The sequence below is a fragment of the Streptomyces sp. NPDC052236 genome, from assembly GCF_044548015.1.
Taxonomy (GTDB): Bacteria; Actinomycetota; Actinomycetes; order Streptomycetales; family Streptomycetaceae; genus Streptomyces.
In genome coordinates, this window is sequence record NZ_JBIUBL010000001.1 from 219620 (window position 1) to 243583 (window position 23964).

The following is a 23964-nucleotide window of genomic DNA, read 5'->3' on the forward strand; positions in this document are numbered from 1 at the left end:
CCACGGCAGCCGCGCCCCCACTCGTCTCGTAGATCCATCCACGCACGGAGGACGTCATGCCTGTACGCAGCGCCTGGCTGCTCAACCGCACCGACCCGGACGGGGGCCAGTCCCGCGTCGACACCCGGCTCGCCCCGACCGGCACCATGACCCCCACGGGCCCGCTGGCCACCCGCGACGGCATCATCCCCGGCTCCGCCGACGGCAAGACCGTCATCGCCGGACTCGCGCTCATCGCGGACGGGCCGATGGCCGCGAAGGTCGCGCCCGGCCGGGCCGTCGTCCAGGGCACCGAGCCCGCCGGGGCGTACCCGGTGGTGCTGCCCGCCCACGAGACCGTGACCTTCACCGACGGCAATCCGGCCAACCCGCGCATCGACCTGGTCGCCCTGCGCGTCTACGACCAGCTCTTCGACTCCTCGGGCCGTACGCTCGCCACCCTGGAGGTCATCGCGGGTGAGCCCCAGGCGACCCCCGTCGCGCCCGCGACCCCGACCGGCGCGATAGCGCTCCACCACGTACGGGTCCAGGCCGGAGCCTCAGCGGGGACCGGCGGCATCAGCTGGGCGACGGCGGTCAGCGACCGCCGCCGGGCGACGGTGGCGGCGGGCGGCATCCTGCCGTACACGGGGAGCCTGGCCTTCAACGGCGCGTACCCCGGCCAGTACCGCGACAACGGCAAGGGTCTCGAACGGTGGGACGGCACCACCTGGACGGCCTATCCGCCCGTCCCCACCTGGCAGTCGTGGACGCCTGCCTGGTCCACATCGACCAACGTCGGCGTCCCCACGTACGGCAACGCGGTCATCGCCTGCCGCTATCTGCACACCGGCCGGATCGTGAACTTCCGCTTCTCCGTCACCTTCGGCACCACCACGAAGTTCGGCACTGGCGACACCGGCAACAACTGGACGTTCTCCCTCCCCGTCACCTACGGGGGCTCGGGCCCCACGCTCGGCTTCTTCGAACTGGCCGCCTCCACCAGCAACCGGGTCGTCGCGCGGGTCCGCGGCACTGGCTCCACCCGCTTCTCCCTGGACATCAGCTCGGGCAAGGTGAATGGAGAACCCGCCGACGCCGGCTCCGTGGACCGCCTCTCCCCGTGGACCTGGGGGGTCGGCGACACGATCCTGGGCCTGGGCACCTACGAAGCGGCACAGGCCGCACCGTGACCGCTGCGTACCGCGCGCTCTTCTGCGATCTGCTCACCGACCAGGTGATCGACGTACTGCCGCTGCTGGAGACGCAGTTCGACGACTTCATCGGCAAGCCCGGCTCGCTCTCGGCGACCGTGCCCCTGCCGAACGCCGCCGTCGCCGCCCGCGCCCGCACCGCCCTCACACCGGGTCGCACCGCCGTCTGGCTGGAGCGGGACGCCGAGATCTGGTGGGGCGGCGTCCTGTGGACGTGCACACCCGCCGGGGACGAGCGCGGCAGGCTCCAGGTGCAAATCCAGGCCGGCGGCTTCGACTCGTATCTCGACCACCGCTATCTGTCCCAGACGCTGACCTTCACAGGCGAGGACCAGCTCGACATCGCGCGCGCCCTGATCGACCATCTGCAGGCACAGCCGGGTGGCGACATCGGCATCGAGTACGGGCGGGAGGCCTCGGGCGTCGTACGCAGTCATACGTATCTGCTCACGGATCTCGCGCGCGTACGGGAGATCCTCGAAGCCCTCGCCGCCACCGAGAACGGCTTCGAGTGGCGTATCGCCGCCTACCGGGACACCGGGAGCGGGCGGCGCGTCAAGCGCCTCCAGGTCGGCCACCCGGTGATCCAGACGGGCGCGGCGGACATCGTGCTCGACCGGCCGGGGCCTGTCACCGCCTACAGCCTGCCGGGTGACTCGACCGTGCAGGCCAATGTGTGGGTGGCGCGCGGCGAGGCGGACAACACCAACCAGGCCGCCGAGTCGGTGCCGCGCACCGCGGGTCCGGTCGTCTCCGAGGAGGACCTGACGGCGGGGTGGCCGCGGCTCGAAGGCTCGTCGGACCACTCGTCGGTCACGGACACGGCCGTACTGGAGCGGGAGGCGCGGGCCGCGCTGGCCAGGGCGCGCCGTCCGCAGGTCATCCCGGAGATCACCGTGCTGATGGACGACGGCCGGATCCGCCCGGCACTGCTCGGCAGCTCGATCCGGCTGCGCATCCGCGATCTGTGGCATCCGGACGGCCTGGACGCCCGGTACCGGGTGGTCGGTCTCGCGGTCACACCGCCGGCCCGTGGCCAGGCGGAGAGCGCCAAGCTCTACCTCGAAGAGGCGTAGCAACCAGAAGGCGGGAACGAGAATGGCAGCGATTCCGACGGATCTGCTGGACCGTATACGGGCGTTGGAGCGGCAGGTACGCGCCCTGATGGCGAGCGCCAACACCCGGCCCGCGCTGAACCAGATCTCCGACGGCCAGGTCACCATCAGCGACACCGGCACCATGTCGGTGCGCTCCCCCGACGGCACGGGCCTCGCCCACATCGGAGCCCTGCCGCCGGGCCACGCGGACGGAAGCCCGCAGCAGGCCTTCGTACTGCGGCGCGAGGACGGTACGACGGCGCTGGCGCTGTGGACCGATCAGAGCGACGAGCCCCAGGCGGTACGGGTCTGGGACGCGCGCGACCAGCTGTTCTTCGCGGAGGACCTGAAGGGCGGCGGGCTGGCGCTGCCGTATCTGCCGGTGCCCATGGGGCCCGCGTACCAGGGCGGGTGGGAGAGCTGGCCGCGCAGTGAGTCGAACGAGTACGAGGAGCTGTGGACCGGCAGGATCTACCGGCAGCAGCCGAAGATCACCTTGCTGGTGCGGGCGGCCATGGACACCGAGGGCGCGACGGGTGAGGTGCGGCTGCGGCTGGACGACCGGCTGATGGGCGAGGCGCAGGAGGTGGGCCACCGGGTGGGCTGGTTCACGCTCGGGCCGTTCGAGTTGCCGCCCGAGCAGCTGGCGGAGGTCGATGTGGTGGTGGTCGGCCGCCGCACGGAGGGCCAGGGCTCGATCCGGGCGACGGTCCAGGGCGCATGGACGCACCAGTCTTCAGCCTCGCCGGAACTTCCAGCCTCGCCGGCGTTTGAGGCGCGGGGTTCGGGGCGGAGCCCCGACAAGGGCCCCGCACATTCAGCCTCGCCGACAACTTCAGCCTCGCCGGCGATTGAGGCGCGGGGGCTCGGGGGCAGCGCCCCCGACGAGGACCCGACAATTCCAGCCTCGCCGGCGATTGAGGCGCGGGGTTCGGGGCGGAGCCCCGACAAGGGCCCCGCAGCCGGGAAGCCGCCGACCGGGCGACCGCCCGAAGACGCACTCCCCGAGGGCCCGTTGCTCTTCGTACCGGCCCCGGACCCGGCCCGCCCGCCGGACGTTCCGGCGTAGGGGGCTCAGGTGGGGGCGGCCCGCGGTCGGTCTACTCGGACGACCGCTTCGGCCGCCACACCACCAGCGCGCTCGCCTGCTGCACATCCTGGTACGGCACCAGATCGCGCCGGTACGAGGCATGCACCTGGGCCTCGCGCTGCCGCATCGCCGCCGCCGCGCCGTCCACGGCCGCCGACAGCTCGGCGATCCGCTGCTGGAGCGCCGCGACCTGGTTCTCCAGCTCGATGATGCGCTTGATCCCGGCGAGGTTGATGCCCTCGTCCTGCGACAACTGCTGGACGGTGCGCAGCAGTTCGATGTCGCGCGCCGAGTATCGCCGGCCCCGCCCGGCCGTACGGTCGGGGGAGACAAGCCCCAGCCGGTCGTACTGCCGGAGGGTCTGCGGATGCAGACCGGAGAGCTGGGCCGCCACCGAGATCACATATACAGGCGACTCTTCAGTGAGTTCGTATGCCCTGCTGACTGCTGAGTACTGTCGGCGACGTCCGTCCATCTCATGCTCCCTTCGCGGCCTGGAACAGCTCGGCCCGCGGGTCCTCCTCCGCCGTGGCCGTGCGATAGGCCACCAGCGCTTCCCTCGCCTTGTCGCTCAACTCGCCGGGCACCGCGACCTCGACGGTGACCAGCAGGTCTCCGCGGGTGCCGTCCTTGCGGACCGCTCCCTTGCCGCGCGCCCGCATCGTACGGCCGTTGGGGGTCCCGGCGGGCAGTTTCAGCGTGACCGGAGGACCGCCCAGCGTCGGCACCTTCACCTCGCCGCCGAGCACCGCCTCCACGTAGGTGATGGGCACGGTGATGGTGAGGTTGTCGCCCTTGCGGCCGAAGACCGGGTGCGAGCCGACGTGCACGACGACATACAGATCGCCCGCCGGGCCGCCCCGCTCGCCGGGAGCTCCCTTGCCGCGCAGCCGGATCCGCTGGCCGTCGGAGACGCCCGCGGGGATACGGACCTGCATGGTGCGCGAGGAGCGGGCGCGCCCGCTGCCTTTGCAGACCTCGCAGGGGTCCTGCGCGATCAGCCCGCGGCCCTTGCAGTCCAGGCACGGGTCGGTGAGCGAGAAGGAGCCGCTGCCGCCGCGCGAGACCTGGCCGGTGCCGACGCAGGTGGGGCACACGCGGGGCGTGCCGTTCTTGTCGCCGGTGCCCGAACAGGCCTTGCAGGGCGCCTGGCTGGACATCCGCAGCGGGACCGTGGCCCCGTCGACCGCCTCGGTGAAGCTCAGCGTCACCTCGGACTCGATGTCCTGGCCGCGGCGCGGGTGCGTACGGGTGCCGGTCCCGGCGCCGCGGTTGAACAGGCCGCCGAACACATCGCCGAGCCCGCCGCCGCCACCGAAGCCTCCGGCGCCGCCCGGCTGACCGCCGCCGCCCGGGGTGCCTCCGAAGAGGTCGCCCAGGTCGAAGTTGAAGGAGCCACCGGGCCCGCCCGCTCCGGCAGGGCGGAAGCCGCCGTTGCCGAAGAGCGAGCGCGCCTCGTCGTACTCCTTGCGCCGCTTGGTGTCGCCGAGGATGTCGTTGGCCTCGGAGATCTCCTTGAAGCGCTCCTCCGCCTTGGCGTCACCCTTGTTGGCGTCCGGGTGGTACTCGCGGGCGAGCTTCCGGTACGCCTTCTTGATCTCGGCCTCGGTGGCGTCCTTGGGGACGCCGAGAACCTTGTAGTAGTCCTTCTCGACAAAGTCCTTCGTACTCATCGACGTCCCTCCTCTCGGACGATCATTGCGTCAGCCCTCTTCCGGGCCACCGCTCTCCTCGTCGTTCGCCACCGTCTCGTCCTGCGCACCGGCGGGGGCGGCCGCGCCCGGCTGGGGCTCGGCCACCGCGACCCGCGCCGGGCGGATGGTCCGCTCGCCGATGCGATACCCCGGCTGGAGCACCGCGACGCATGTGGTCTCTGTGACATCCGGTGCGTACGAATGCATCAGAGCCTCGTGGATCGTCGGGTCGAAGGGCTCGCCCTCCTTGCCGAACTGCTGCAGGCCCATCTTCGCGGCGGCCGTCTCCAGAGATTCGGCAACCGACTTGAACCCGCCCACCAGCTCCCCGTGTTCCCGGGCGCGCCCGATGTCGTCGAGCATCGGCAGGAGCTCGGTCAGCAGACTCGCCGTGGCGATCTCCTTGACCGTGATCCTGTCGCGCTCCACACGGCGACGGTAGTTCTGGTACTCGGCCTGAAGCCGCTGGAGGTCTGCCGTGCGCTCGTTGAGCGCCGTACGGACCTGGTCCAGCTGCGCCGTCAGACCGGCGATCTTCGCTGCGTCCCCTGCCGGGGCCGCCGGGGCCTCCTTCTCGGAGGACTCGGCGGACTCAGCGGCGGCGTCAGGCTTGGCGCCAGAAGGGACGTCGGGCTTCTCTTCGAAGCCCGGGGTCTCCTCCGTCACGCGGCACCACCCTTTGCGTCCTTCTCGTCGTCCACGATCTCGGCGTCGACGACATCGTCATCAGCCTTGGCGTGCTCGCCGCCGGGGGCCGCGCCCTCTGCGCCGGGCGCAGCGCCCTCTGCCGAGGCGTTGGCGTACATCGCCTGACCGAGCTTCTGGCTGACTGCGGCGACCTTCTCGGTCGCGGTGCGGATCTCGGCCGTGTCCTCGCCCTTGAGCTTTTCCTTCAGCTCGACGAGCGCGGTCTCGACCTCGGTCTTCACATCGCCGGGGACCTTGTCGTCGTTGTCCTTGAGGAACTTCTCCGTCTGGTAGAGAAGCTGCTCGCCCTGGTTGCGGGACTCGGCCGCCTCCTTGCGGCGGTGGTCCTCGTCCGCGTACTGCTCGGCCTCCTGGCGCATGCGGTCGACCTCGTCCCGCGGCAGCGAGGAGCCGCCGGTGACGGTCATCTTCTGCTCCTTGCCGGTGCCGAGGTCCTTCGCGGTCACGTGCATGATGCCGTTGGCGTCGATGTCGAAGGCGACCTCGATCTGCGGCACGCCGCGCGGGGCGGGCGGCAGACCGGTCAGCTCGAACATGCCGAGCTTCTTGTTGTACGCCGCGATCTCGCGCTCGCCCTGGTAGACCTGGATCTGCACGGACGGCTGGTTGTCCTCGGCCGTCGTGAAGATCTCGGACCGCTTGGTCGGGATCGTGGTGTTGCGCTCGATGAGCTTGGTCATGATGCCGCCCTTGGTCTCAATACCGAGGGACAGCGGGGTCACGTCGAGGAGCAGTACGTCCTTGACCTCACCCTTGAGAACACCGGCCTGGAGCGCGGCACCGATGGCGACGACCTCGTCCGGGTTCACACCCTTGTTGGCGTCCTGGCCGCCGGTGAGCTCCTTGACGAGCTCGGCGACGGCGGGCATACGGGTGGAGCCACCGACCAGAACCACGTGGTCGATCTCGGACAGCTGGATGCCGGCGTCCTTGATGACGTTGTGGAACGGGGTCTTGCAGCGGTCCAGCAGGTCCGAGGTGAGCTGCTGGAACTGGGCGCGCGTGAGCTTCTCGTCCAGGTGCAGCGGGCCCTCGGCCGACGCCGTGATGTACGGGAGGTTGATGCCGGTCTCGGTCGAGGACGAGAGCTCGATCTTCGCCTTCTCCGCGGCCTCGCGGAGACGCTGGAGAGCCATCTTGTCCTTGGACAGGTCCACGCCGTGGCCGTTGGCGAACTGCTTCACCAGGTAGTCGACGACGCGCTGGTCCCAGTCGTCACCACCGAGGTGGTTGTCGCCGTTGGTGGCCTTCACCTCGACCACGCCGTCGCCGATCTCCAGCAGCGACACGTCGAAGGTGCCGCCACCGAGGTCGAAGACCAGGATGGTCTGGTCGTCCTTGTCGAGGCCGTAGGCGAGCGCGGCGGCGGTCGGCTCGTTGACGATACGCAGGACGTTCAGGCCCGCGATCTCACCGGCTTCCTTGGTCGCCTGGCGCTCGGAGTCGTTGAAGTACGCCGGGACGGTGATCACCGCGTCGGTGACCTTCTCGCCCAGGTAGGACTCCGCGTCGCGCTTCAGCTTCTGCAGGATGAAGGCGCTCATCTGCTGCGGGTTGAAGTGCTTCCCGTCGAGCTCGATCTTCCAGTCGGTGCCCATGTGGCGCTTGACCGACCGGATGGTCCTGTCGACGTTGGTAACTGCCTGACGCTTCGCTACCTCGCCGACCAGCACTTCACCGTTTTTAGCGAAGGCGACGACGGACGGCGTGGTCCTGGCACCCTCGGCGTTGGTGATGACGGTGGGCTCGCCGCCCTCCAGAACGCTGACGACGGAGTTAGTCGTGCCCAGGTCGATGCCGACCGCACGTGCCATTTCGGTTCCTCCAGTGAAGCTGACTTGAGTGGATCTCGCTCAAGGATGCATGACCGAGCGTATCGAGTCAACAGACCTGAGTCGAGCCCACTCAACTTTTATCCCGCACTTACCTGCACTCTTGCCCGTCGCTGCGCCACGCGCGACTACGGGCACGCGCGCGGGGCGCAGCGACGGGCAAGGCATCCGTCTGGAAGAGTCATAGCCGCCAAAAGCAGCGTAATAGCCGCCAATCATGATGACGTAACGAGAGCCGCACATACATCTCCATGCACCTGCACATGCCCGCAAAGCGGGCCGTCGATCTGGCGGGCAGCCTGACCCTCCTCCTGCTCCTGAGCCCTCTGCTGCTCGCCGCGGCGACCGCGGTCGCGCTGACCTCGCCGGGCCCGGTACTGATCCGCCGGGACCGCACCGGCCTCGGCGGCAAGACCTTCGCGCTGCTGACCTTCCGTACGCTCATGCTCAGCACCTGGCCGGACGAACAGCCGTGCCGCACCCCCGTGGGACAGCTGCTGCGCCGCCATTTCATCGACGACCTGCCGCAGCTGTTCAATGTGGTGCGCGGCGAGATGTCGCTGGTGGGCCCGCGCGCGCTGCCGCCGCGGGAGACCGCCGGCGCCGCCGACGCCGCCGGACCGCTGGGCGGGGCGGATCGCGCCCGGCTCTTCGTACGCCCCGGAATCACGGGGCTCTGGCAAGTCAGCGGCCGCTCCGAGCTCCCCTGGGAGGAGATGGCCGTTCTCGATCTGCACTATGTCGAGCAACACTGGCTGGGACTGGACCTGCTGATTCTCGCGCGCACGCTGCGCGCCGTCATCGCCGGGCGCCCTCCGGTGAGGCTGACCTGAGCGACATACATCACCACGTACGCGGCTACAGTGCGTCGACATAAATCGGTACTCTCTCCACGGACTGATTAAGTTACCGCTTAGTAGAATTACTGATTCCCACCTCGCAGGCCCGAGGAGCCCCGAAATGCAACTCGCCGCGATCGTCGTGTCGCTGGTCCTGACCGTGGTCGGCGTCGCGCTCTTCTCACGAGCCGTCGCGCAGATCTACCGGTTCGTCCAGCTGGGCCAGCCAGTGCCCGCGGGAAGCCGTGCCGACAACCCGCAACAGCGCACGATCACCCTGGCCAAGGAGTTCCTCGGCCACACCCGGATGAACCGGTGGGGCATCGTGGGCTTCGCCCACTGGTTCGTCGCGATCGGCTTCCTCACCCTCATCCCGATACTGGTGCAGGCGTACGGAATGCTCTTCGCGGCGGACTGGACGCTGCCGATCGTCGGCGGCTTCCTGCCGTTCGAGATGTACACCGAGTTCATCGGCCTGATGACGGTCGTCGGCATCCTCGTACTGATGGCGATCCGGCTGCTGAACCTGCCCTCCCGGGCCGGGCGCAAGTCGCGCTTCGCGGGCTCCATCGCCTGGCAGGCGTTCTTCGTCGAGTACATCATCCTCACCATCGGCCTCACGATCCTCGTCCTGCGCGGTCTTGAGGGCGCGATCCACCACGTCGACGGCTACGAGGGGGCGTACTTCGTCTCGTATCCGCTGGTCCTGGCCTTCGACGGGATCAGCCTCCCCACCCTCCAGACGCTGATCTACTTCACCGCGATGATCAAGGTCAGCATCTCGATGATCTGGATGATCATGGTCGGGATCAACACCGACATGGGTGTCGCCTGGCACCGCTTCCTCGCCTTCCCGAACATCTGGTTCAAGCGAAACGCAGATGGCTCGTCGGCGCTCGGTGCACTCCAGCCCATGACGTCCGGCGGCAAGGAGATCGACTTCGAGGACCCGGCCGACGACGACGTCTTCGGCGTCAGCCAGGTCGAGCAGTTCTCCTGGAAGGGCATCCTCGACTTCTCGACGTGTACGGAGTGCGGCCGCTGCCAGTCGCAGTGCCCCGCCTGGAACACCGGGAAGCCGCTGTCGCCGAAGCTCCTGATCATGTCGCTGCGCGACCACGCGCACGCCAAGGCCCCGTATCTGCTGGCGGGCGGCGGCAAGACCATGGAGGGCGAGGAGAAGGCCTCCGCGGAGCAGCTCAAGGACGTACCGGCGTCGGCGCTGGCGGAGGCCGAGCGCCCGCTGATCGGGACGCTCGAAGAGAACGGCGTCATCGACCCGGACGTGCTGTGGTCCTGCACCACCTGCGGTGCGTGCGTGGAGCAGTGCCCGGTCGACATCGAGCACATCGACCACATCCTCGACATGCGCCGCTACCAGGTGATGATCGAGTCCGCGTTCCCGTCCGAGGCGGGCACGATGCTCAAGAACCTGGAGAAGAAGGGCAACCCCTGGGGGCTCGCCAAGAAGCAGCGCGTGGCGTGGACCAAGGAGGTCGACTTCGAGGTCCCGATCGTCGGCCAGGACATCGAGGATCTGTCGGAGGTCGACTACCTGTACTGGGTCGGCTGCGCGGGCGCCCTTGAGGACCGGGCGAAGAAGACCACGAAGGCCTTCGCGGAGCTGCTGCACATCGCGGGCGTGAAGTTCGCGATCATGGGCGGCGACGAGAAGTGCACGGGCGACTCGGCCCGGCGCCTGGGCAATGAGCCGCTGTTCCAGCAGCTCGGCCAGGAGAACGTGGCGATGCTGAACATGGCGTACGGCGAGGATGACGACGATCCGGGGACCCGGAAGCCCAAGGCGTCGAAGAAGATCGTCGCGACCTGCCCGCACTGCTTCAACACGATCGCGAACGAGTACCCGCAGCTGGGCGGCGAGTTCGAGGTCATCCACCACACGCAGCTGCTCCAGCACCTCATCGACGAGGGCAAGCTGATCCCGGTGACGCCGGTCGAGGGTCTGATCACGTACCACGACCCCTGCTATCTGGGCCGTCACAACAAGATCTACACGCCGCCGCGCGAGATCATGGACAAGGTCCCGGGCCTGCGCCAGCAGGAGATGCACCGCCACAAGGAGCGGGGCTTCTGCTGCGGCGCGGGTGGCGCGCGTATGTGGATGGAAGAGCGGATCGGCAAGCGGGTCAACAACGAGCGGATGGACGAGGCTCTCTCGCTCAACCCGGACATCGTCTCCACGGCCTGCCCGTTCTGCCTGGTCATGCTCACGGACTCGCTGAACGGCAAGAAGAACGAGGGCAAGGCCAAGGAATCCCTCCAGGTCGTGGACGTGGCACAACTGCTGCTCGACTCGGTGCGGACGCCTCCGGCGGACCCGGAGCCCGCGGAGGAGCAGGAGGGCGCGCCGGAGCCCGAGCCGGTGAGGTAGCCCGACAACACGCGTACGTACGCGGGGGAAGCGGCCGGGCCTGAGCGCCACCGGCCGCTTCCTTGTTCCTGGTTGCTGGGTTACTGGGTTACTGGGGCAGACCCCCCAGGGTCCCCTTAGGGGATGTCACAGGTCGGCCGCAAAGGCCGGTGTGTTCCCACTCCGCTGACGCCCCGCCGGGCAGGACCGGGTACGTTCAAACGCGTGGCTGGATTCAGGATCGGACGCGGCCGGGACAACCGCACGCAGCAGCAACAACAACCGCGGCAGGCACCGCCGCCCTACCGGGGCGGAGGAGGTCAGGCGCCACCGCCGTATGCCCAGCAACAGCAACAGCGACCGCCGCAGTGGCCCCAGGCGCCCCAGGCAGGCGGCGGCCCCCAGCAGCCTCCGGGCCCGTACGGCGAGCCGGAGTACTTCGGCGACCCGTATCAGCAACCGCCGCCGGGTGACCCGTATGCCAACAGCCCTGGCCACACCCAGGCGTTCAGCATCAACGAGGACCCGTACAACGACGGCGCGACCTACCACGCGGGCGCGACCCCGGCGCCGCCGAGCGGCCCGCGCCTGCCGTGGAAGCAGCTGCTGAGCGGCATTGTGCTGCGCCCGAACGAGACGTTCTGGCAGATGCGCGACTACGCGGTGTGGATCCCGGCGCTGATCGTCACGTTCCTGTACGGCCTGCTCGCGCTCTTCGGCTTCGACAAGGCGCGCGAGGAGACGATCAACGCGACGATCTCCACGGCGATCCCGTACGTACTGACCACGGCGGTGGCGTTCGTCATCGGCGGCCTGATCCTGGGCGCGGTGACACACACGCTGGCCCGCCAGCTGGGCGGCGACGGCGCGTGGCAGCCGACGGTCGGCCTCTCAATGCTGATCATGTCGATCACGGACGCCCCGCGCCTGGTCTTCGCGCTGTTCCTGGGCGGGGAGAACTCGCTGGTGCAGGGTCTTGGGTGGGCGACGTGGCTGGCGGCGGGAGCGTTGTTCACGCTGATGGTGCGCAAGTCGCACGATCTGCCGTGGCCGAAGGCGCTGGGGGCGTCGGCGATTCAGCTGATCGCGCTGCTGTCGATCATCAAGCTGGGCACGATCTGACGTGCGTGAGCCCCACCGCTGCGGCGGTGGGGCTCAGCCGACCCGGCTTTTTCGTCGTACGACGGGCTGGTCGACGCTCCAGGGAAAGTCGATCCACTGGTCGGTGCGTTTCCAGACGTACTCGCAGGTGACCAGCGAGTGCGGCTTCTCGTAGATCACGGCACTGCGCACTTCGGCGACGTGGTCGACGCAGAAGTCGTGCACCAGCTTCAGCGTCTTGCCGGTGTCGGCGACGTCGTCGGCGATGAGGATCTTCTTGTCGGAGAAGTCGATGGCGTTGGGCACCGGCGCGAGCATGACGGGCATGTCGAGGGTGGTCCCGACGCCCGTATAGAACTCCACATTCACGAGGTGGATGTTCTTGCAGTCGAGCGCGTACGCGAGACCTCCGGCGACGAAGACCCCGCCCCGGGCGATGCTGAGGACGATGTCGGGCTCGTAGCCGTCGTCGGCGACGGCCTGCGCGAGCTCGCGGATGGCGACGCCGAACGTCTCGTAGGTGAGGTTCTCCCGCGGGCTCTCCGGCAGGCTCTCCCGCGCATCACTCATGCGGGCTCACACCTGCGTCCGGTGGAAGTTCATGTACGACCGCGATGCGGTGGGCCCGCGCTGCCCCTGGTAGCGGGAGCCGTACCGCTCACTCCCGTAGGGGAACTCGGCGGGCGAACTCAGCTGGAACAGGCACAGCTGGCCGATCTTCATCCCGGGCCAGAGCTTGATGGGCAGGGTCGCGAGATTCGACAGCTCAAGGGTGACGTGACCGGAGAACCCGGGGTCGATGAAGCCGGCGGTCGAGTGTGTGACGAGCCCGAGGCGCCCGAGGCTGGACTTGCCCTCCAGGCGGGAGGCGAGGTCGTCGGGCAGCGAGATGACTTCGTAGGTCGAGGCCAGGACGAACTCTCCGGGATGGAGGATGAAGGGCTCGTCGCCTTCGGGCTCGACCTGCCTGGTCAGATCGGACTGCTCGACGGCGGGGTCGATGTGCGGATAGCGGTGATTCTCGAACACCCGGAAGTAGCGGTCGAGCCGCACGTCAATGCTGGACGGCTGCACCATGGATTCGTCGTACGGGTCGATGCGGACGCGTCCGGCATCGATCTGGGCCCGGATGTCCTTGTCAGAGAGAAGCACGCCCCGAGGATACGCAGACGGCACGGGCCCACCCCAATCGGAGGACCCGTGCGCCCACCTCGGCACCGCTCGCCTACCGCCTGACGGGCTCCGACTCCGGCTCGGACCTGGAAGCCGACTCCACAGGCACGACATTGCGAAGCCGTACACAACCGGGACACCGAATGAGCCGCCCGGGCCCGATCCGATCGGGGCCGAGCTGCTGCAACGGGAACGAAGCGGTACTGAAGACGTGCCCCTCGGCACAGCGGACGACGGTGCGCTCCATCGGGTCCATCGGGCCCCTTCCCCAACACAATGCGGACGAACCACCACATTAGGGGATGCGCGGGATGCGCCTGCACGCGGCACTCCGAGCGCTTACGGTACGCCTCAACTCCCGGGCCCGGCACCACCGTCCGGGCCGCTCGGGCGGCGCGAGGAGGTGCGGCGAAATACGTCGGTGGCCAGGCGATGGGGTAGAGTGTGTGACGCTGCGGTAGCCGCTTGAGGGCCCGCTTCGCGGGTGTAGTTTAATGGTAGAACATGAGCTTCCCAAGCTCAGAGCGCGAGTTCGATTCTCGTCACCCGCTCCATACGAAAGCCCCAGGTCAGCGGCCTGGGGCTTCTTTGTTGTCTAGACCATTTTTAGGCCGCGTGCCATTCGCGTGCCATAAGGGACTCACTACCGCGCCGAATTCGGAGGCGCAACCCCCCGGGCGATGACTTGATGCCCCGTCGTCTCACATTGCGAGATCCATTTTGAGTGACCTGCGCCACACGGTGGTCGAGTGTGTGGATGTGTGCGGACGCAAAGCGCCGGACCGGCGGGGCTGCCGGTCCGGCGCGGGTCAAGGTGGTCACATCCTCCGCACGGCCGCTCCGTGGGCATCGGGTGGGCGTGGTACGAGAGCGTGGACGGTCGCGCCCTCAACGTCGCTCGTTGCCGCCTTCGCTTGCTGGCGGCGTACGTCGGTGTCGATGTCGGCGGCGAGCTTGCGCTGGTGCTCCTTGGTGGAGTGCTGATAGATCAGCTGCGCCTTCTCGGAGGACTGGCCGGCGCGGACCATGAGGTCCTTCAGCTTGGCGCCGGTGTCGGCGGCAAGGGTATTGCCGGTGTGCCGCAGGTCGTAGAAGCGGAAGTCCTCGGGCAGGCCGACCTTGTCACGGGCCTTGCGCCACTTGCGGCCGAAGGTTGTGCCGCGCAGGACCGCCCCCTTCTCGCCGACGAACACCAAGCCCTCGGCACCCGGCTGAGCGAACCATTCCAGGTGCCTGCGCACATCGACGTGCACGAAGGCCGGCAGCACGATCTCGCGCCTACCCGCGCGGGACTTGGGATCGCCGACCACTCGGCGGCCGGTGTTCAGCTCTGGCGCGGCACGGCGTACCCACACCGACCCGGCATCCAGGTCGACGTCACCCCGGCGCAGCTCCGCCAGTTCCTCCGGACGCATGGAGGCGAACGCACCGAGCAGGACCATCAGCCGCCAGCGCAGCCCGATCACGTCGGCCAGGGCGAAGACCTGGCCGACCGTGGCGACGGGACGCTCGTCCGCCTCCTCGCGGCCCGCGCCTCGGATGCGGCAGGGGTTCTTGCGGATCATGTCGTCCTCGACCGCAGTCTCCATGACCGCCTTCAGCAGCCGGTAGGACTTGGCGACCGTGGTAGCCCCGGTCTCCTTCAACCGCTCCGCGCGCCAAGCCCTGACCCGGGCGGGGCTGATCGCGTTCACGTAGAGCTGTCCGAACGTCGGCTCCAGGTGCAGCCGCAGCAGCCTGCGGTACAGCTCATCCGTGGTGGGCGCGACGCCCCGCTCGTCGATCCAGCGCGTGGCGTACTCGCCGAACAGCACCTCGCCGGCGGTCGGATCGATCCAGTCGCCGCGCGTCTGGTCGGCCTGCACCTGCGCGAGGAAGACCTCGGCGTCGCGCTTCGTCTCGTATACCTCGGGGGCCGAGCGCAGCACACCGTCCGACCCGGGATAGCGGGCCTGGTACCGCCCGGAAGGCAGCTTGCGGACCGCACCGAACCTGCGGCGCGGCGCCCTCTTCGGTGCGCGCGCCATCAGGCCGCCTTCCCGTACCGGGAGCGGCTGCTACGTACAGGTTCGACGGTGCGCTCCTCTACGTACGCGGTCAGCGCGCCGTCCGGGATGCGGACGTGCTTGCCGAGCTTGACGTAGCGGATGCGGCGTTCCTGGATGAGGCGCCGGATGAAGCGGACGCCGGTGCCGAGGTGTTCGGCGGCCTCCTCCACGGTGAGGAGGCGGTCAGCGGTGTGTGTCACCTCCCTCGCAGTGGACGGGGTCTGCGTGGAGGCGCGGGGTATCGCCGGTCGGCGCAAGGAGGTGGGTCCTTTCGCGGCAGGCGTATGGCACGGCAATGCCGGCCTGCCGGGTCGATCGTGTGGGATGGCGGTTGCTTGGGGAGCCGGGGGCTACGCCTCGGCGGAGCCGTGTCCGGCGTCATGTTCGCCTGGCGGTGGCCCGTAGGTCTGCATCAGGTGGCTGACGCTGGCCTCGGCGATGGCGTTGGAGACCATGACCTCGGCTTCCTCGCGGATGTCGGGGTGCTCGGCGAGGTAGGCGTCGAAGGCATCGCGCGCCTTGGTGTAGGCGGCGTTGGAGCGCTGGGTCTGGCGGAATGCGTCGACCACAGCGTCGATGAGTTCCATGGCGCGGGCCTTGGCGGCGAGCTGCGGTGGCCCGACAAGATTGCGCAGCTCGACGCCGAAGACCTCGGCGAAGCCGATGGCCTCGTCGAGGTTGATGCGGCGCTTGCGGTTTTCGATGCGCCAGACAGCGGACGGGTTCATCTCGAAGCCGGCCTCGTTGAGCCGGTCCGAGAGGTTGGTGGTGCTCCAGCCGCGCGCCTCGCGTTCCAGCTTGATCCGCACCGCGACGTTCTCCTCACCACTGAGCAGGATCCCCTGCGGGGAGTCGTCACCGACCATGACCACCTCCTTCCATTCGTAGCGAATCTCTGCGGATTGCAGCGACAGGTAAACAGTAACATGCGTTCTGCGAGATGCAAAACACTTCTGCAATCTGCAATTCATGTGGCATAGTGGTACTACCAACCGCAGCACACCGAAGGAGTCCGCACGACCTCACGCGCACAGGAAAAGCCCCCGGCACAGCCGGGGGCCCAAGCGCAAACCTCTCAACCGCCATCCCTAGCGATCAACCTGCGAGGCCGGGATTGCCGTCCCATATGGCCCGCAAGACGAGGAGCTCGATGCCCAGTATGGACGATGCCCGCCCCAACACGCCATCCCTCACCGAGACGAGCGGCGGCATACCTGCCGCCGACGCCTTCCCCCGCCCCGTGAACGAGCCGGTGCTGTGGCCGACGCCCGCCATTCCCGGCCAAGGAGCCCGCGTCCAAGATGAGGACGATGCGGCAAGCAGGGCCGGGGACCTGCCCACCGGAGGCGAAGCGCCCCCGCACCCGCAGGAGGCGGACGCTCGCCAGGCTGCGGCGGGTGCCTCAGCAGATGCCAGCGGTGCCCAGACAGACGTCGCACCGGCACCCGCGTCCGAAGGCGCGGAGGTGCTGGCGGACCTGCAGGTGCAGATCAAGCGGTACATCGTGCTTCCGAACGACGAGGCGCTCACGGCCATCACGCTGTGGATAGCCGCCACACATCTGCAGACCGCGTGGCAGCACGCGCCGCGCCTGGCCGTGGTCGCTCCGGCAAAGCGGTGCGGCAAGTCACGGCTTCTGGACGTGGTGACCGAGAGCGTCCACAAGCCGCTGATAACCGTCAACGCCAGCCCAGCGGCGATCTTCCGGTCCATCACCGACAACCCGCCGACCCTCCTGGTCGACGAGGCGGACACGCTGTTCGGCACCGCCAAGGCCGCCGAGCGCAACGAGGAGCTGCGCGGCCTGCTCAACGCCGGACATCAGCGCAACCGGCCCACGCTGCGCGTGACCGGACCCGAGCACGAGCCGATGGCGTTCCCCACCTTCGCCATGGCAGCCCTCGTCGGCATCGGCGACCTGCCCGACACGATCATGGACCGCTCGGTCGTCATCCGGATGCGCCGCCGAGCAGAGGGCGAGTGGGTCTCCAGCTTCCGCACCGGCCGCGACACCCCCGCCCTGCACGCCTTGCGCGACCGCCTCGCCGCATGGCTCGGCCCCCTGCACGCGCAGGCGATGGACATGGAACCGGCCATGCCGGTCGAGGACCGCGCAGCCGACACCTGGGAACCCCTGGTCGCCGTCGCCGACCTCGCGGGCGGTGAATGGCCGACCCTCGCCCGTATCGCCTGCCGGGCGATGACCGACTTCGAGGCGGGCCAGGACGAGGACGGCGGGCTGAAGGTCCGCATCCTCACGGACATCCGCCGGGCATTCTCCGGCGAAGGGGATCCCGCCGCCCTGCGCACGAGCCGCCTTCTTGAGCAGCTCAACGCCGACGCCGAAGCCCCCTGGGCCGAATACAGCCCGAACGGGCTGACCCCGCGCGGCCTGCAGCTGCTGCTGAAGGACTACGGCATCAGCTCAGCCAACCGCCGATTCCCGCAAGGTGCCCAGGCCAAGGGCTTCGCCCGCACCCAATTTCTCGACGCCTGGGCACGCTACTGCCCCACCCCCGGCCCCCAGCCGGAGCCCGAACAGCCGGGCACCGAGTCCGACGACGCCAGCGGAGCCTGACCCGCCTCCACTCGTCCCCTCCCGTCCCCGTGCAGGTCAGCACGGGGACGGGAGACAGAACCGCAACGAGTCGACTCGACATCACCACCCCACTTGTACCTGCTCTGACCAGCGATGCGACGAGTGGGGACGAGTGTCCGCACATCACAGCGGCCCGCCCCGCTCGCGCATCCGCGACCGCCGCCCTTCCCCCTGGAGTGCCTCCGCTTGCCTCACCCCACCGCTACCGCCCCGGCTGCCATAACGGGAACCGCCGCGATCCGCCTCGGCATCGCCCTGCTCGGGGCCATCGGTTTCGCCCTGTCCTACGACGCGCTGCGTCAGATGGCCGTCGCCATCCACATCCGCGGACTGCTCACCTACGCCTTCCCTCTCGTGATCGACGGGTTCATCGCCATCGGCGTCGGCGCCCTGCTCATCCTGCGCACCGCCCCGCTGCCTTCCCGCCTCTACGTGTGGGCGCTCGTCGGACTGGCCACCGCCACGAGTATCTGGGCCAACGCCCTGCACGCCATCCGCCTCAACCAGCAGACCCGCCACACCGGGCTGCACCTGGACGACCTCACCGTCGGCGCGCTCTCCGCCATCGCCCCCCTCGCCCTCGCCGGAGCCGTCCACCTCTACCTCGTCATCCGCCGCCACCCCACACCCCGCAATCTCCACCCCCCGGAGGACGCCACGGCACACCGCCACATCGATACCCCTCCTGGTGGCGATGACATGGTCCGCCGCCAGCGGCTCGCTCACCCAGCAGGCGAACCCAGCCGCCAGGAGAGCGCGCCCAAAAGCCCGGCCGCCGATGTGGCGGATAGCGCCGCTGATGTGGCGGAAGTCGCCCACGACGTGCCGGATGCCCCGGACACGTCCACCAAGGCCAAGGGGCGGCAGCCCAGCGCCACCATGGACCAGCTCCTGTCCATCGGCCGTACCGCAGCCCGAGGGCGCGACGGTCGCATCTCACGCCGCAACGTCGAAGCCGCAGTCCGGGCCCAGGGCTACTCCGTCGGCAGGAATCGCCTGGACGAGGCCAGGCTCGCCCTGCAGGCCGAACTCGACAAGGCCCCCGTCGGCGCGCGCTGAACTCCGCCGCCGCACCCATCCCACCTGCGGCTTGACCCGTCGCCACTCGTCCCCGCGCAGGTCAGCGCGGGGACGAGTGAAAGGCCCGCAACGAGTCAACCCGACATCACCACCCCACCCGCACCTGCCCTGACCAGGCATGCGACGAGTGGTACGAGACATCACCCAACACCCCACGGAGAATCACCTCATGCACGACCCGCACCACGAACCCCCCATCGACCAGCCAGAGATGAGCACCACCGCTACCAGCGCAGCAAGTTGGTGCGAGAGTAGTACTCCCGTTGGGAGTACTACTCTCGCGTCTCCCGCCCCGGGGGTGGCGGGAGCGGACCAGCGCCGGGGGGCACTGGACCGGCGGGATGCGACCGAGGGCGGCCCGCATCCCGAGGGGGAGACGACTCACCCGTGCCACAGCCCGCAGTGCGCGCACAGCACGCCGACGCAGCCGCCCGCGCGTAACCGCCTGCGCAAGACGAGCTCCAGCAAGCGCAAGTACCTGATCGCCAGCCGCTTCAACGACGCCGAGAAACAAGACCTGCTCGCTGCGGCTGCCGCGTGTTCCCTGACCCCGTCAGGCTTCCTCGCCCACGCCGCCCTCAGCGCTGCCCGCGATCTGACCCGCACCTCCGCCGAGGTCGCCGGCGAACGCGAAGTGATAGCCGAACTGTTCGCCCTGCGGCGCCGCCTCGGCCAGATCGGCAACAACCTCAACCAGGTGGCCAAGGCCACCAACTCCGGCGCGGATGTCCCCCACGCCGAGGCCGTGCTCGACGCCGTCCACCGTGCCGCACAGCGCGTGGACGCCTTCACCCAGCAACACCTCGAAACCCAGACCCGCCTCGGATGATCCCCCGAGTCCACAAGCGCGGTACGCGCACCATCGGCCTGATCAACTACCTGTACGGACCGGGCACACACGAGGAGCACATTGACCCCCACCTCGTCGCCGCGTGGGACAGCCTCGCACCGGACCCCGGCCGCGACCCCGATGTCACCTATAGGGATCTCCAGCGCCTGCTCGACCAGCCCGTCCAGGCGCTGCCCAAGAGCCGAAGGCCAGCCGAGCATGTGTGGCACCTGTCCGTACGCGCCGCCCCCGAAGATCCCGTCCTCACAGACGGACAGTGGGCGGACATCGCCCGGCGCATGGTCGCCGCCACCGGCATCGCCCCCGACGGCGACGACGCCACGTGCCGCTGGGCCGCCGTGCGGCACGCGGATGACCACATCCACATCATCGCCACCGTCGTACGGGAGGACGGCCGCCAGGCGCGTATCCGCCAGGACGGCAAGCGCTCCCAGGAAGAAGCACGGAAGATCGAGGTCGATTATGGGCTCAGGCGCCTCAACGCCGGCGACGGCACTGCCGCCCGGCGCCCAACCAGCGCGGAACGCCACAAGGCCGAACGCCAGGGCAAGGAACGCACCCCGCGCGAGGAGCTGCGCGAAGCCGTCCGCCGGGCGGTGGCCGGAGCCACCGGGCAGGAGGAGTTCTTCGACCGCCTGTCCGCGGCCGGTCTCCTGATCCGGCAGCGCATCGCGCCCTCCGGCGACCTGCTCGGCTACAAGGTCGCACTGCCCCAGGACCGCAACCAGGACCGCGAACCGATCTTCTATGCCGGCTCCACCCTGGCCCCCGACCTGTCGCTGCCGCGTATCCGCGAGCGCTGGGGCGGCAACGGCGCCGAACCGGACCAGGGCATCGACACCCCCACGAGCCAGGTCCCCCAGCCAACAGGGCCGGCTGCGGCACGCCGACGCGCAACCACAGCAGCGTGGCAGGCGGTGCTGGTCATCGACCACGGCGACGACGCCCAGGCCGCAGCGCACATCGCCGCGGCCGGCGAGGTCCTCGACGCACTCGCCAAAACCTCCGCCGCCCACACCCGGCGTGAACTGCGCGAAGCCGCCTCCGCGTTCGAGCGGGCCTCCCGCTCCCACATCCGGGCCGAGCGCGGACACGACCGCGCCCTGCGCCAGGCCGCCCGCGAACTCGTCTACAGTGGCCCCGCCCTGGGCCGCGGGGAAGACGGGGCGACCACCGCGATGCTGATCGACATGGCGTTCTTCCTCGTCACCGCTACCGCGCACTGGCACGGCAAGAAGCAGCACGCCCAGCAGGCCGCCGCCGCCCACCAGGCCGCCGAACACCTGCGCACCGCCTACCAGTCAGCCGCCGCCCAGCCCATGGCCGCGCTGCACCAGCGGGGCCGCCACCTGTCCCAGCCACTCCAGCGCAAGCAGGTGGCCCATCTGCGCCAGGCGGTGCCGGAGCTGGCCGAGCAGATCCTGGCCGAGCCCGGCTGGTACGCATTGGCGGCGACCCTCGCCGACGTCGAGAGCGCCGGCCACGAACCCACCACTCTGCTCGCCGAGGCAGCGGAGGGGCGGGAGCTGGATACGGCAGAGTCGGTCAGCGACGTACTGGTGTGGCAGCTGCGGCGCATGGCCGATCTGCCCGCCGACGCCACGGCGATGCCCCAGCCCAACAGCAACCCCACGCCGCCGTCGGCCGGGCTCACCGCCGGACCCTCCACAAGCCGCACCGGCCAGCCCCGCAAGGCCAGATGATTTACGGAAGTCGAGGGCGTCCGGCCCGATAGTCCTTACCCGGCAGGACGATCCGCGCTTTCAACGCGCGGACCAGGCAGCAGCCAGCAGCCCGCGTACTAGCCGCAAAGAAGATGCCTCTGCCGCCGTCCCAAGGGACGGCGGCAGAGGCATCGTTGTACGGGATACGGGGCAGCCGGTCGCGAGGAGTCAGCCGCGGCGGATGACGGTGAGCCGACCCTCCGCGCTCCCAGGCAGCGTGTGCCGCGGCACCGGATACGGGGAGGCGAGCGAGTAGGCGAAGGCGGCGACCATGTCGTGCGGGACGCTCGCGCTGAAGCTGGCGCACCACAGATACGGGGCACCGAGGACCGGTTCCGCCCATGCTTGCCAGCCCATCAGGTCAGGGCGTGGGTCGGCGTCGTGGATGAGCGGTGGCAGCGTCTCCAGCGACACGCTGGAGGAGAAGCCGGGGTCTGTGGCGGTGGTGTGCGGGCGGTCCACGTCACGGATCCAGCCCTGGGCACTGAGCGCGGTAAGCACCGTCGCGGGGCCGCCAGAACCTGCGGCGGGCTCATCGCGGGCGTCCAGCGCGAGGAGGAAGTCCGCGAGCGCCTCGTGCGGTACGCCGGTGGTGAAGTACGCGTTCCACTCCGTCATGGCGCTGGAGGGGAGCGGGCGGGCGGAGATCTGCCAGGCCACGGGCAGGCCGCCGAGTTCGAACGGATAGGCCGCGAGGATCCACTCGGCGCCGCGCAGTTCGTCCGGGCTCACGTACAGCAGGGTGTTGCGGGCGGTTGGCCACATGCGCCTGGCCATGCCGGTGAGGGTGTCGCCGATCCGGTCGGCGAGAGCGCCGTCGTCGCCGGCCAGGTGACGCGGGGTGACCCAGTACACCGGGTCCAGAGAGGCGGGAGAGGAGGGGGCGTCGGGGTGGTGCGGGTGCAGGGATGCCTCCGTAGGCTCGGGGGTGGTTACTGGCCGCTGTTGCTCGCTCGGACCGTCGTGCGTCGGCGGCGCGGGGGCACCCACGGTCGGCTCCTGCCAGGTGAGCCGGACGGCAGCCCCAGGCTGAACTGGGGCTCTCCGGGCAGTCGTCTACGTTGACATGCCTCAGCAGGCGTACACCAGCCCTTCCGGGATCTTTCCCGTCTGCCCCCAGCGAATCTGTCCGTCGGGGCCGGCGCCTTGGCGCTACCGGGCGAGAAGGGCGCTTACGGTCTTGCCGCCGGGCATCCGGCGGGCCACCGCGGTGGCGCGGGCGAGGCGGTTGACCATGGGCCAGCCGAAGCCCCCGGTGCCACCGTTCAGGTCGGGGGTACGCATGCGCGGCGCCTGCGGGCTGCGGTCATGCACGGCCACCTCGATGCTGTCCGGGTGCGCGGTCAGGTCCAGGGTGCAGGTGCCGCCGCCGTGGCGCAGAGCGTTGGTGACGAGCTCCGAGACGACCAGGACCACGGTGTCGGCCTCCTCGGCTGCGATCGGATGGTCGAGACCTTCGATGAAATCCCGGGCGCTCTCGCGTGCGCCGGCGACGGACGTCGCGGAGCGGACGGTTGCGGCGTTGACACTCATCGTGTCCATCAGGTCACCCTGGTCTCTGGATCGTCCATTCCCGGTCCCGTCTGCGCGGTGCTTGTGCCCCGGCAGGAGCCCGTTAACCGGGCCGTGACGGCTTCGCACCTGCCCCCGTCGCTGTTTGAGGTCGATTACCTCACCGCCGAATGCGCGGAAATCTATGCTGGCCGGAGTAGACATCGGGTGGTGGCGTGGTTATGGTTTCTCTCGTCGCCAAGATCAACGGGGCCTGGCAGAGACGAACTGCCGGGCAGCAGTACACGCAGTTGCAGTGCGCAGGACGGTGCGGTGGTGGAGTTCCGAAGCCAGGGTGTTGCAGGACGGCGACGGGACTGACGACCGGACCGGGTGGCCCGCAGTGATCAGGGGCTGCCGTGAGCAGTACCGCAGTGGCAGTACCTGTAAGTGCAGTTCGCAGTACCCAGCAGTGAAGTCAGTGAGCAGCACCTCGGTGAAGGCGTCGGCTGCGGACGCGCGCACCGGGAAGTTCGGCAGTGGGGTTCTAAGCCAGGGCAGACGCAGGACGGGCGACGGGGCTGGCTGCCGAAGAGTGGCGCTGTCGCAGGCCACTGAGCAGTTCGCATCACCAGCAGTACGCAGTCCCCCGCTTGGTAAGCAGTTGATCACCGAGGGAAGAACGGAGGAGCCCCGCGCCATCAGGATCGCCCGGGCGGAAGTCTTGAGTCCGGGTACCGCAGGACATCGATAGTGAGGTGGTCTCCGGTCAAGCAACCGCGATCCCAGCACACCCGACAGCATCTTGGTCGGGTCTGCGGACACAGAAGGCCGGCGCAGTATCAGGGTCGGCAGATGGTGTAGCAGTTCCTTCGGGGCCCTGGCGCCAATGGCGCCAGGGCCCCTCCACGCGTTCCACAGAGAGGTGCAACAGCAGATGACTCGTTCGGCCGCCTCGATGACGACGACTACCCCGCCTACACGACGGGGTGGGCCACCCAACACCGCCTAACTTCGCGGCCTTGGTCGTTCCTCCAAGGAACAGACAGCGCGCTCCCTCGGGGAACAGACAGC

Annotated in this window: 22 protein-coding genes, 1 tRNA gene and 1 pseudogene; 12 read left to right on the forward strand and 12 right to left on the reverse strand. The window is 69.2% G+C overall.

The annotated features are described in order from the left end of the window. The first annotated feature begins 56 nt into the window (after positions 1 to 56). The 3 genes from ACIHCQ_RS01000 to ACIHCQ_RS01010 are packed head-to-tail and all read left to right on the forward strand — an operon-like array spanning position 57 to position 3359. Positions 57 to 1172, forward strand: coding sequence for a hypothetical protein (locus ACIHCQ_RS01000; RefSeq protein ID WP_399656487.1), 1116 nt, complete (start codon positions 57 to 59; stop codon positions 1170 to 1172). After that, on the forward strand, positions 1169 to 2269 hold the full coding sequence (locus tag ACIHCQ_RS01005; RefSeq protein WP_399656489.1) for a hypothetical protein: 1101 nt from the start codon (positions 1169 to 1171) through the stop codon (positions 2267 to 2269). The genes ACIHCQ_RS01000 and ACIHCQ_RS01005 overlap by 4 nt, the downstream gene beginning before the upstream one ends. A 22-nt stretch (positions 2270 to 2291) precedes the next feature. Continuing rightward, positions 2292 to 3359 (forward strand): hypothetical protein, encoded by a 1068-nt coding sequence (locus ACIHCQ_RS01010; protein WP_399656491.1) that lies wholly within the window; start codon positions 2292 to 2294, stop codon positions 3357 to 3359. Positions 3360 to 3390: 31 nt separating this feature from the next. Here the strand turns inward: ACIHCQ_RS01010 and ACIHCQ_RS01015 are convergent, their stop codons facing one another. From ACIHCQ_RS01015 to dnaK, 4 genes are read right to left on the reverse strand one after another with little or no spacing between them, the layout of a single operon-like run. Beyond that, the gene (locus tag ACIHCQ_RS01015; protein ID WP_399656493.1) at positions 3391 to 3855 is read right to left on the reverse strand and encodes a heat shock protein transcriptional repressor HspR; all 465 of its coding nucleotides are present in this window, start codon (positions 3853 to 3855) and stop codon (positions 3391 to 3393) included. A gap of 1 nt (position 3856) precedes the next feature. Then, positions 3857 to 5053 carry a molecular chaperone DnaJ gene (dnaJ, locus tag ACIHCQ_RS01020; protein WP_399656495.1) on the reverse strand — a complete coding sequence of 399 codons (1197 nt, stop codon included), beginning with the start codon at positions 5051 to 5053 and terminating at the stop codon, positions 3857 to 3859. Between the two features lie 30 nt (positions 5054 to 5083). After that, on the reverse strand, positions 5084 to 5740 hold the full coding sequence (gene grpE, locus ACIHCQ_RS01025) for a nucleotide exchange factor GrpE (RefSeq protein ID WP_399656497.1): 657 nt from the start codon (positions 5738 to 5740) through the stop codon (positions 5084 to 5086). Then, positions 5737 to 7596, reverse strand: coding sequence for a molecular chaperone DnaK (gene dnaK / locus ACIHCQ_RS01030; RefSeq protein ID WP_399656499.1), 1860 nt, complete (start codon positions 7594 to 7596; stop codon positions 5737 to 5739). Before dnaK ends, grpE begins: the two co-directional genes overlap by 4 nt. Positions 7597 to 7877: 281 nt before the next feature. Here dnaK and ACIHCQ_RS01035 point away from each other — a divergent pair, with 281 nt between their 5' ends. The 3 genes from ACIHCQ_RS01035 (at position 7878) to ACIHCQ_RS01045 (ending at position 11946) form a co-directional block, all read left to right on the forward strand. Next, complete coding sequence (locus tag ACIHCQ_RS01035; protein ID WP_399656501.1) at positions 7878 to 8447, forward strand: sugar transferase; 570 nt, start codon at positions 7878 to 7880, stop codon at positions 8445 to 8447. Between the two features lie 127 nt (positions 8448 to 8574). Beyond that, positions 8575 to 10845: a (Fe-S)-binding protein gene (locus ACIHCQ_RS01040; protein WP_399656503.1), complete on the forward strand. Its 2271-nt coding sequence runs from the start codon at positions 8575 to 8577 to the stop codon at positions 10843 to 10845. 204 nt (positions 10846 to 11049) lie between these two features. Then, positions 11050 to 11946, forward strand: coding sequence for a Yip1 family protein (locus tag ACIHCQ_RS01045; protein WP_399656505.1), 897 nt, complete (start codon positions 11050 to 11052; stop codon positions 11944 to 11946). Between the two features lie 33 nt (positions 11947 to 11979). On the opposite strand, the gene ACIHCQ_RS01050 is transcribed toward ACIHCQ_RS01045, so the two are convergent. From ACIHCQ_RS01050 to ACIHCQ_RS01060, 3 genes are all read right to left on the reverse strand, one after another. Next, positions 11980 to 12495 (reverse strand): phosphoribosyltransferase, encoded by a 516-nt coding sequence (locus ACIHCQ_RS01050; protein WP_399656507.1) that lies wholly within the window; start codon positions 12493 to 12495, stop codon positions 11980 to 11982. 6 nt (positions 12496 to 12501) lie between these two features. After that, entirely contained in the window at positions 12502 to 13077 is a 576-nt protein-coding gene (gene dcd, locus ACIHCQ_RS01055) for a dCTP deaminase (RefSeq protein WP_399656509.1), read from the reverse strand. Positions 13078 to 13150: 73 nt separating this feature from the next. Further along, positions 13151 to 13354 carry a hypothetical protein gene (locus tag ACIHCQ_RS01060; protein WP_399656511.1) on the reverse strand — a complete coding sequence of 68 codons (204 nt, stop codon included), beginning with the start codon at positions 13352 to 13354 and terminating at the stop codon, positions 13151 to 13153. Between the two features lie 224 nt (positions 13355 to 13578). On the opposite strand from ACIHCQ_RS01060, the gene ACIHCQ_RS01065 reads away from it, so the two are divergent. Further along, positions 13579 to 13652: transfer RNA gene (locus tag ACIHCQ_RS01065), tRNA-Gly, on the forward strand. 264 nt (positions 13653 to 13916) lie between these two features. Here ACIHCQ_RS01065 and ACIHCQ_RS01070 read toward each other — a convergent pair. The 3 genes from ACIHCQ_RS01070 to ACIHCQ_RS01080 all read right to left on the reverse strand — a co-directional run bounded on the left by ACIHCQ_RS01070 (position 13917) and on the right by ACIHCQ_RS01080 (position 16012). Further along, positions 13917 to 15125: a tyrosine-type recombinase/integrase gene (locus ACIHCQ_RS01070; protein ID WP_399656513.1), complete on the reverse strand. Its 1209-nt coding sequence runs from the start codon at positions 15123 to 15125 to the stop codon at positions 13917 to 13919. Then, positions 15125 to 15346: an excisionase family DNA-binding protein gene (locus ACIHCQ_RS01075; RefSeq protein ID WP_399656515.1), complete on the reverse strand. Its 222-nt coding sequence runs from the start codon at positions 15344 to 15346 to the stop codon at positions 15125 to 15127. Before ACIHCQ_RS01075 ends, ACIHCQ_RS01070 begins: the two co-directional genes overlap by 1 nt. Before the next feature lie 150 nt (positions 15347 to 15496). After that, positions 15497 to 16012, reverse strand: a complete 516-nt coding sequence (locus ACIHCQ_RS01080) for a helix-turn-helix domain-containing protein (RefSeq protein ID WP_399656517.1) — start codon at positions 16010 to 16012, stop codon at positions 15497 to 15499. Between the two features lie 284 nt (positions 16013 to 16296). Here ACIHCQ_RS01080 and ACIHCQ_RS01085 point away from each other — a divergent pair, with 284 nt between their 5' ends. From ACIHCQ_RS01085 to ACIHCQ_RS01100, 4 genes are all read left to right on the forward strand, one after another. Next, positions 16297 to 17724: a DUF3631 domain-containing protein gene (locus ACIHCQ_RS01085; RefSeq protein WP_399656519.1), complete on the forward strand. Its 1428-nt coding sequence runs from the start codon at positions 16297 to 16299 to the stop codon at positions 17722 to 17724. A gap of 207 nt (positions 17725 to 17931) precedes the next feature. Continuing rightward, a complete protein-coding gene (locus tag ACIHCQ_RS01090) occupies positions 17932 to 18804 on the forward strand; it encodes a DUF2637 domain-containing protein (RefSeq protein ID WP_399656521.1) in 873 nt (290 codons plus the stop codon). Positions 18805 to 19123: 319 nt separating this feature from the next. Next, entirely contained in the window at positions 19124 to 19654 is a 531-nt protein-coding gene (locus tag ACIHCQ_RS01095) for a plasmid mobilization protein (RefSeq protein WP_399656523.1), read from the forward strand. After that, entirely contained in the window at positions 19651 to 21378 is a 1728-nt protein-coding gene (locus ACIHCQ_RS01100) for a relaxase/mobilization nuclease domain-containing protein (RefSeq protein WP_399656525.1), read from the forward strand. Before ACIHCQ_RS01095 ends, ACIHCQ_RS01100 begins: the two co-directional genes overlap by 4 nt. 189 nt (positions 21379 to 21567) lie before the next feature. On the opposite strand, the gene ACIHCQ_RS01105 is transcribed toward ACIHCQ_RS01100, so the two are convergent. Beyond that, complete coding sequence (locus ACIHCQ_RS01105) at positions 21568 to 22254, reverse strand: DUF317 domain-containing protein (RefSeq protein WP_399657538.1); 687 nt, start codon at positions 22252 to 22254, stop codon at positions 21568 to 21570. Between the two features lie 297 nt (positions 22255 to 22551). Beyond that, on the reverse strand, positions 22552 to 22941 hold the full coding sequence (locus ACIHCQ_RS01110; RefSeq protein WP_399656527.1) for an ATP-binding protein: 390 nt from the start codon (positions 22939 to 22941) through the stop codon (positions 22552 to 22554). Positions 22942 to 23820: 879 nt separating this feature from the next. On the opposite strand from ACIHCQ_RS01110, the pseudogene ACIHCQ_RS01115 reads away from it, so the two are divergent. Then, positions 23821 to 23892, forward strand: a pseudogene (locus ACIHCQ_RS01115) (MerR family transcriptional regulator); the annotation flags it as partial. Between the last annotated feature and the right edge of the window lie 72 nt (positions 23893 to 23964).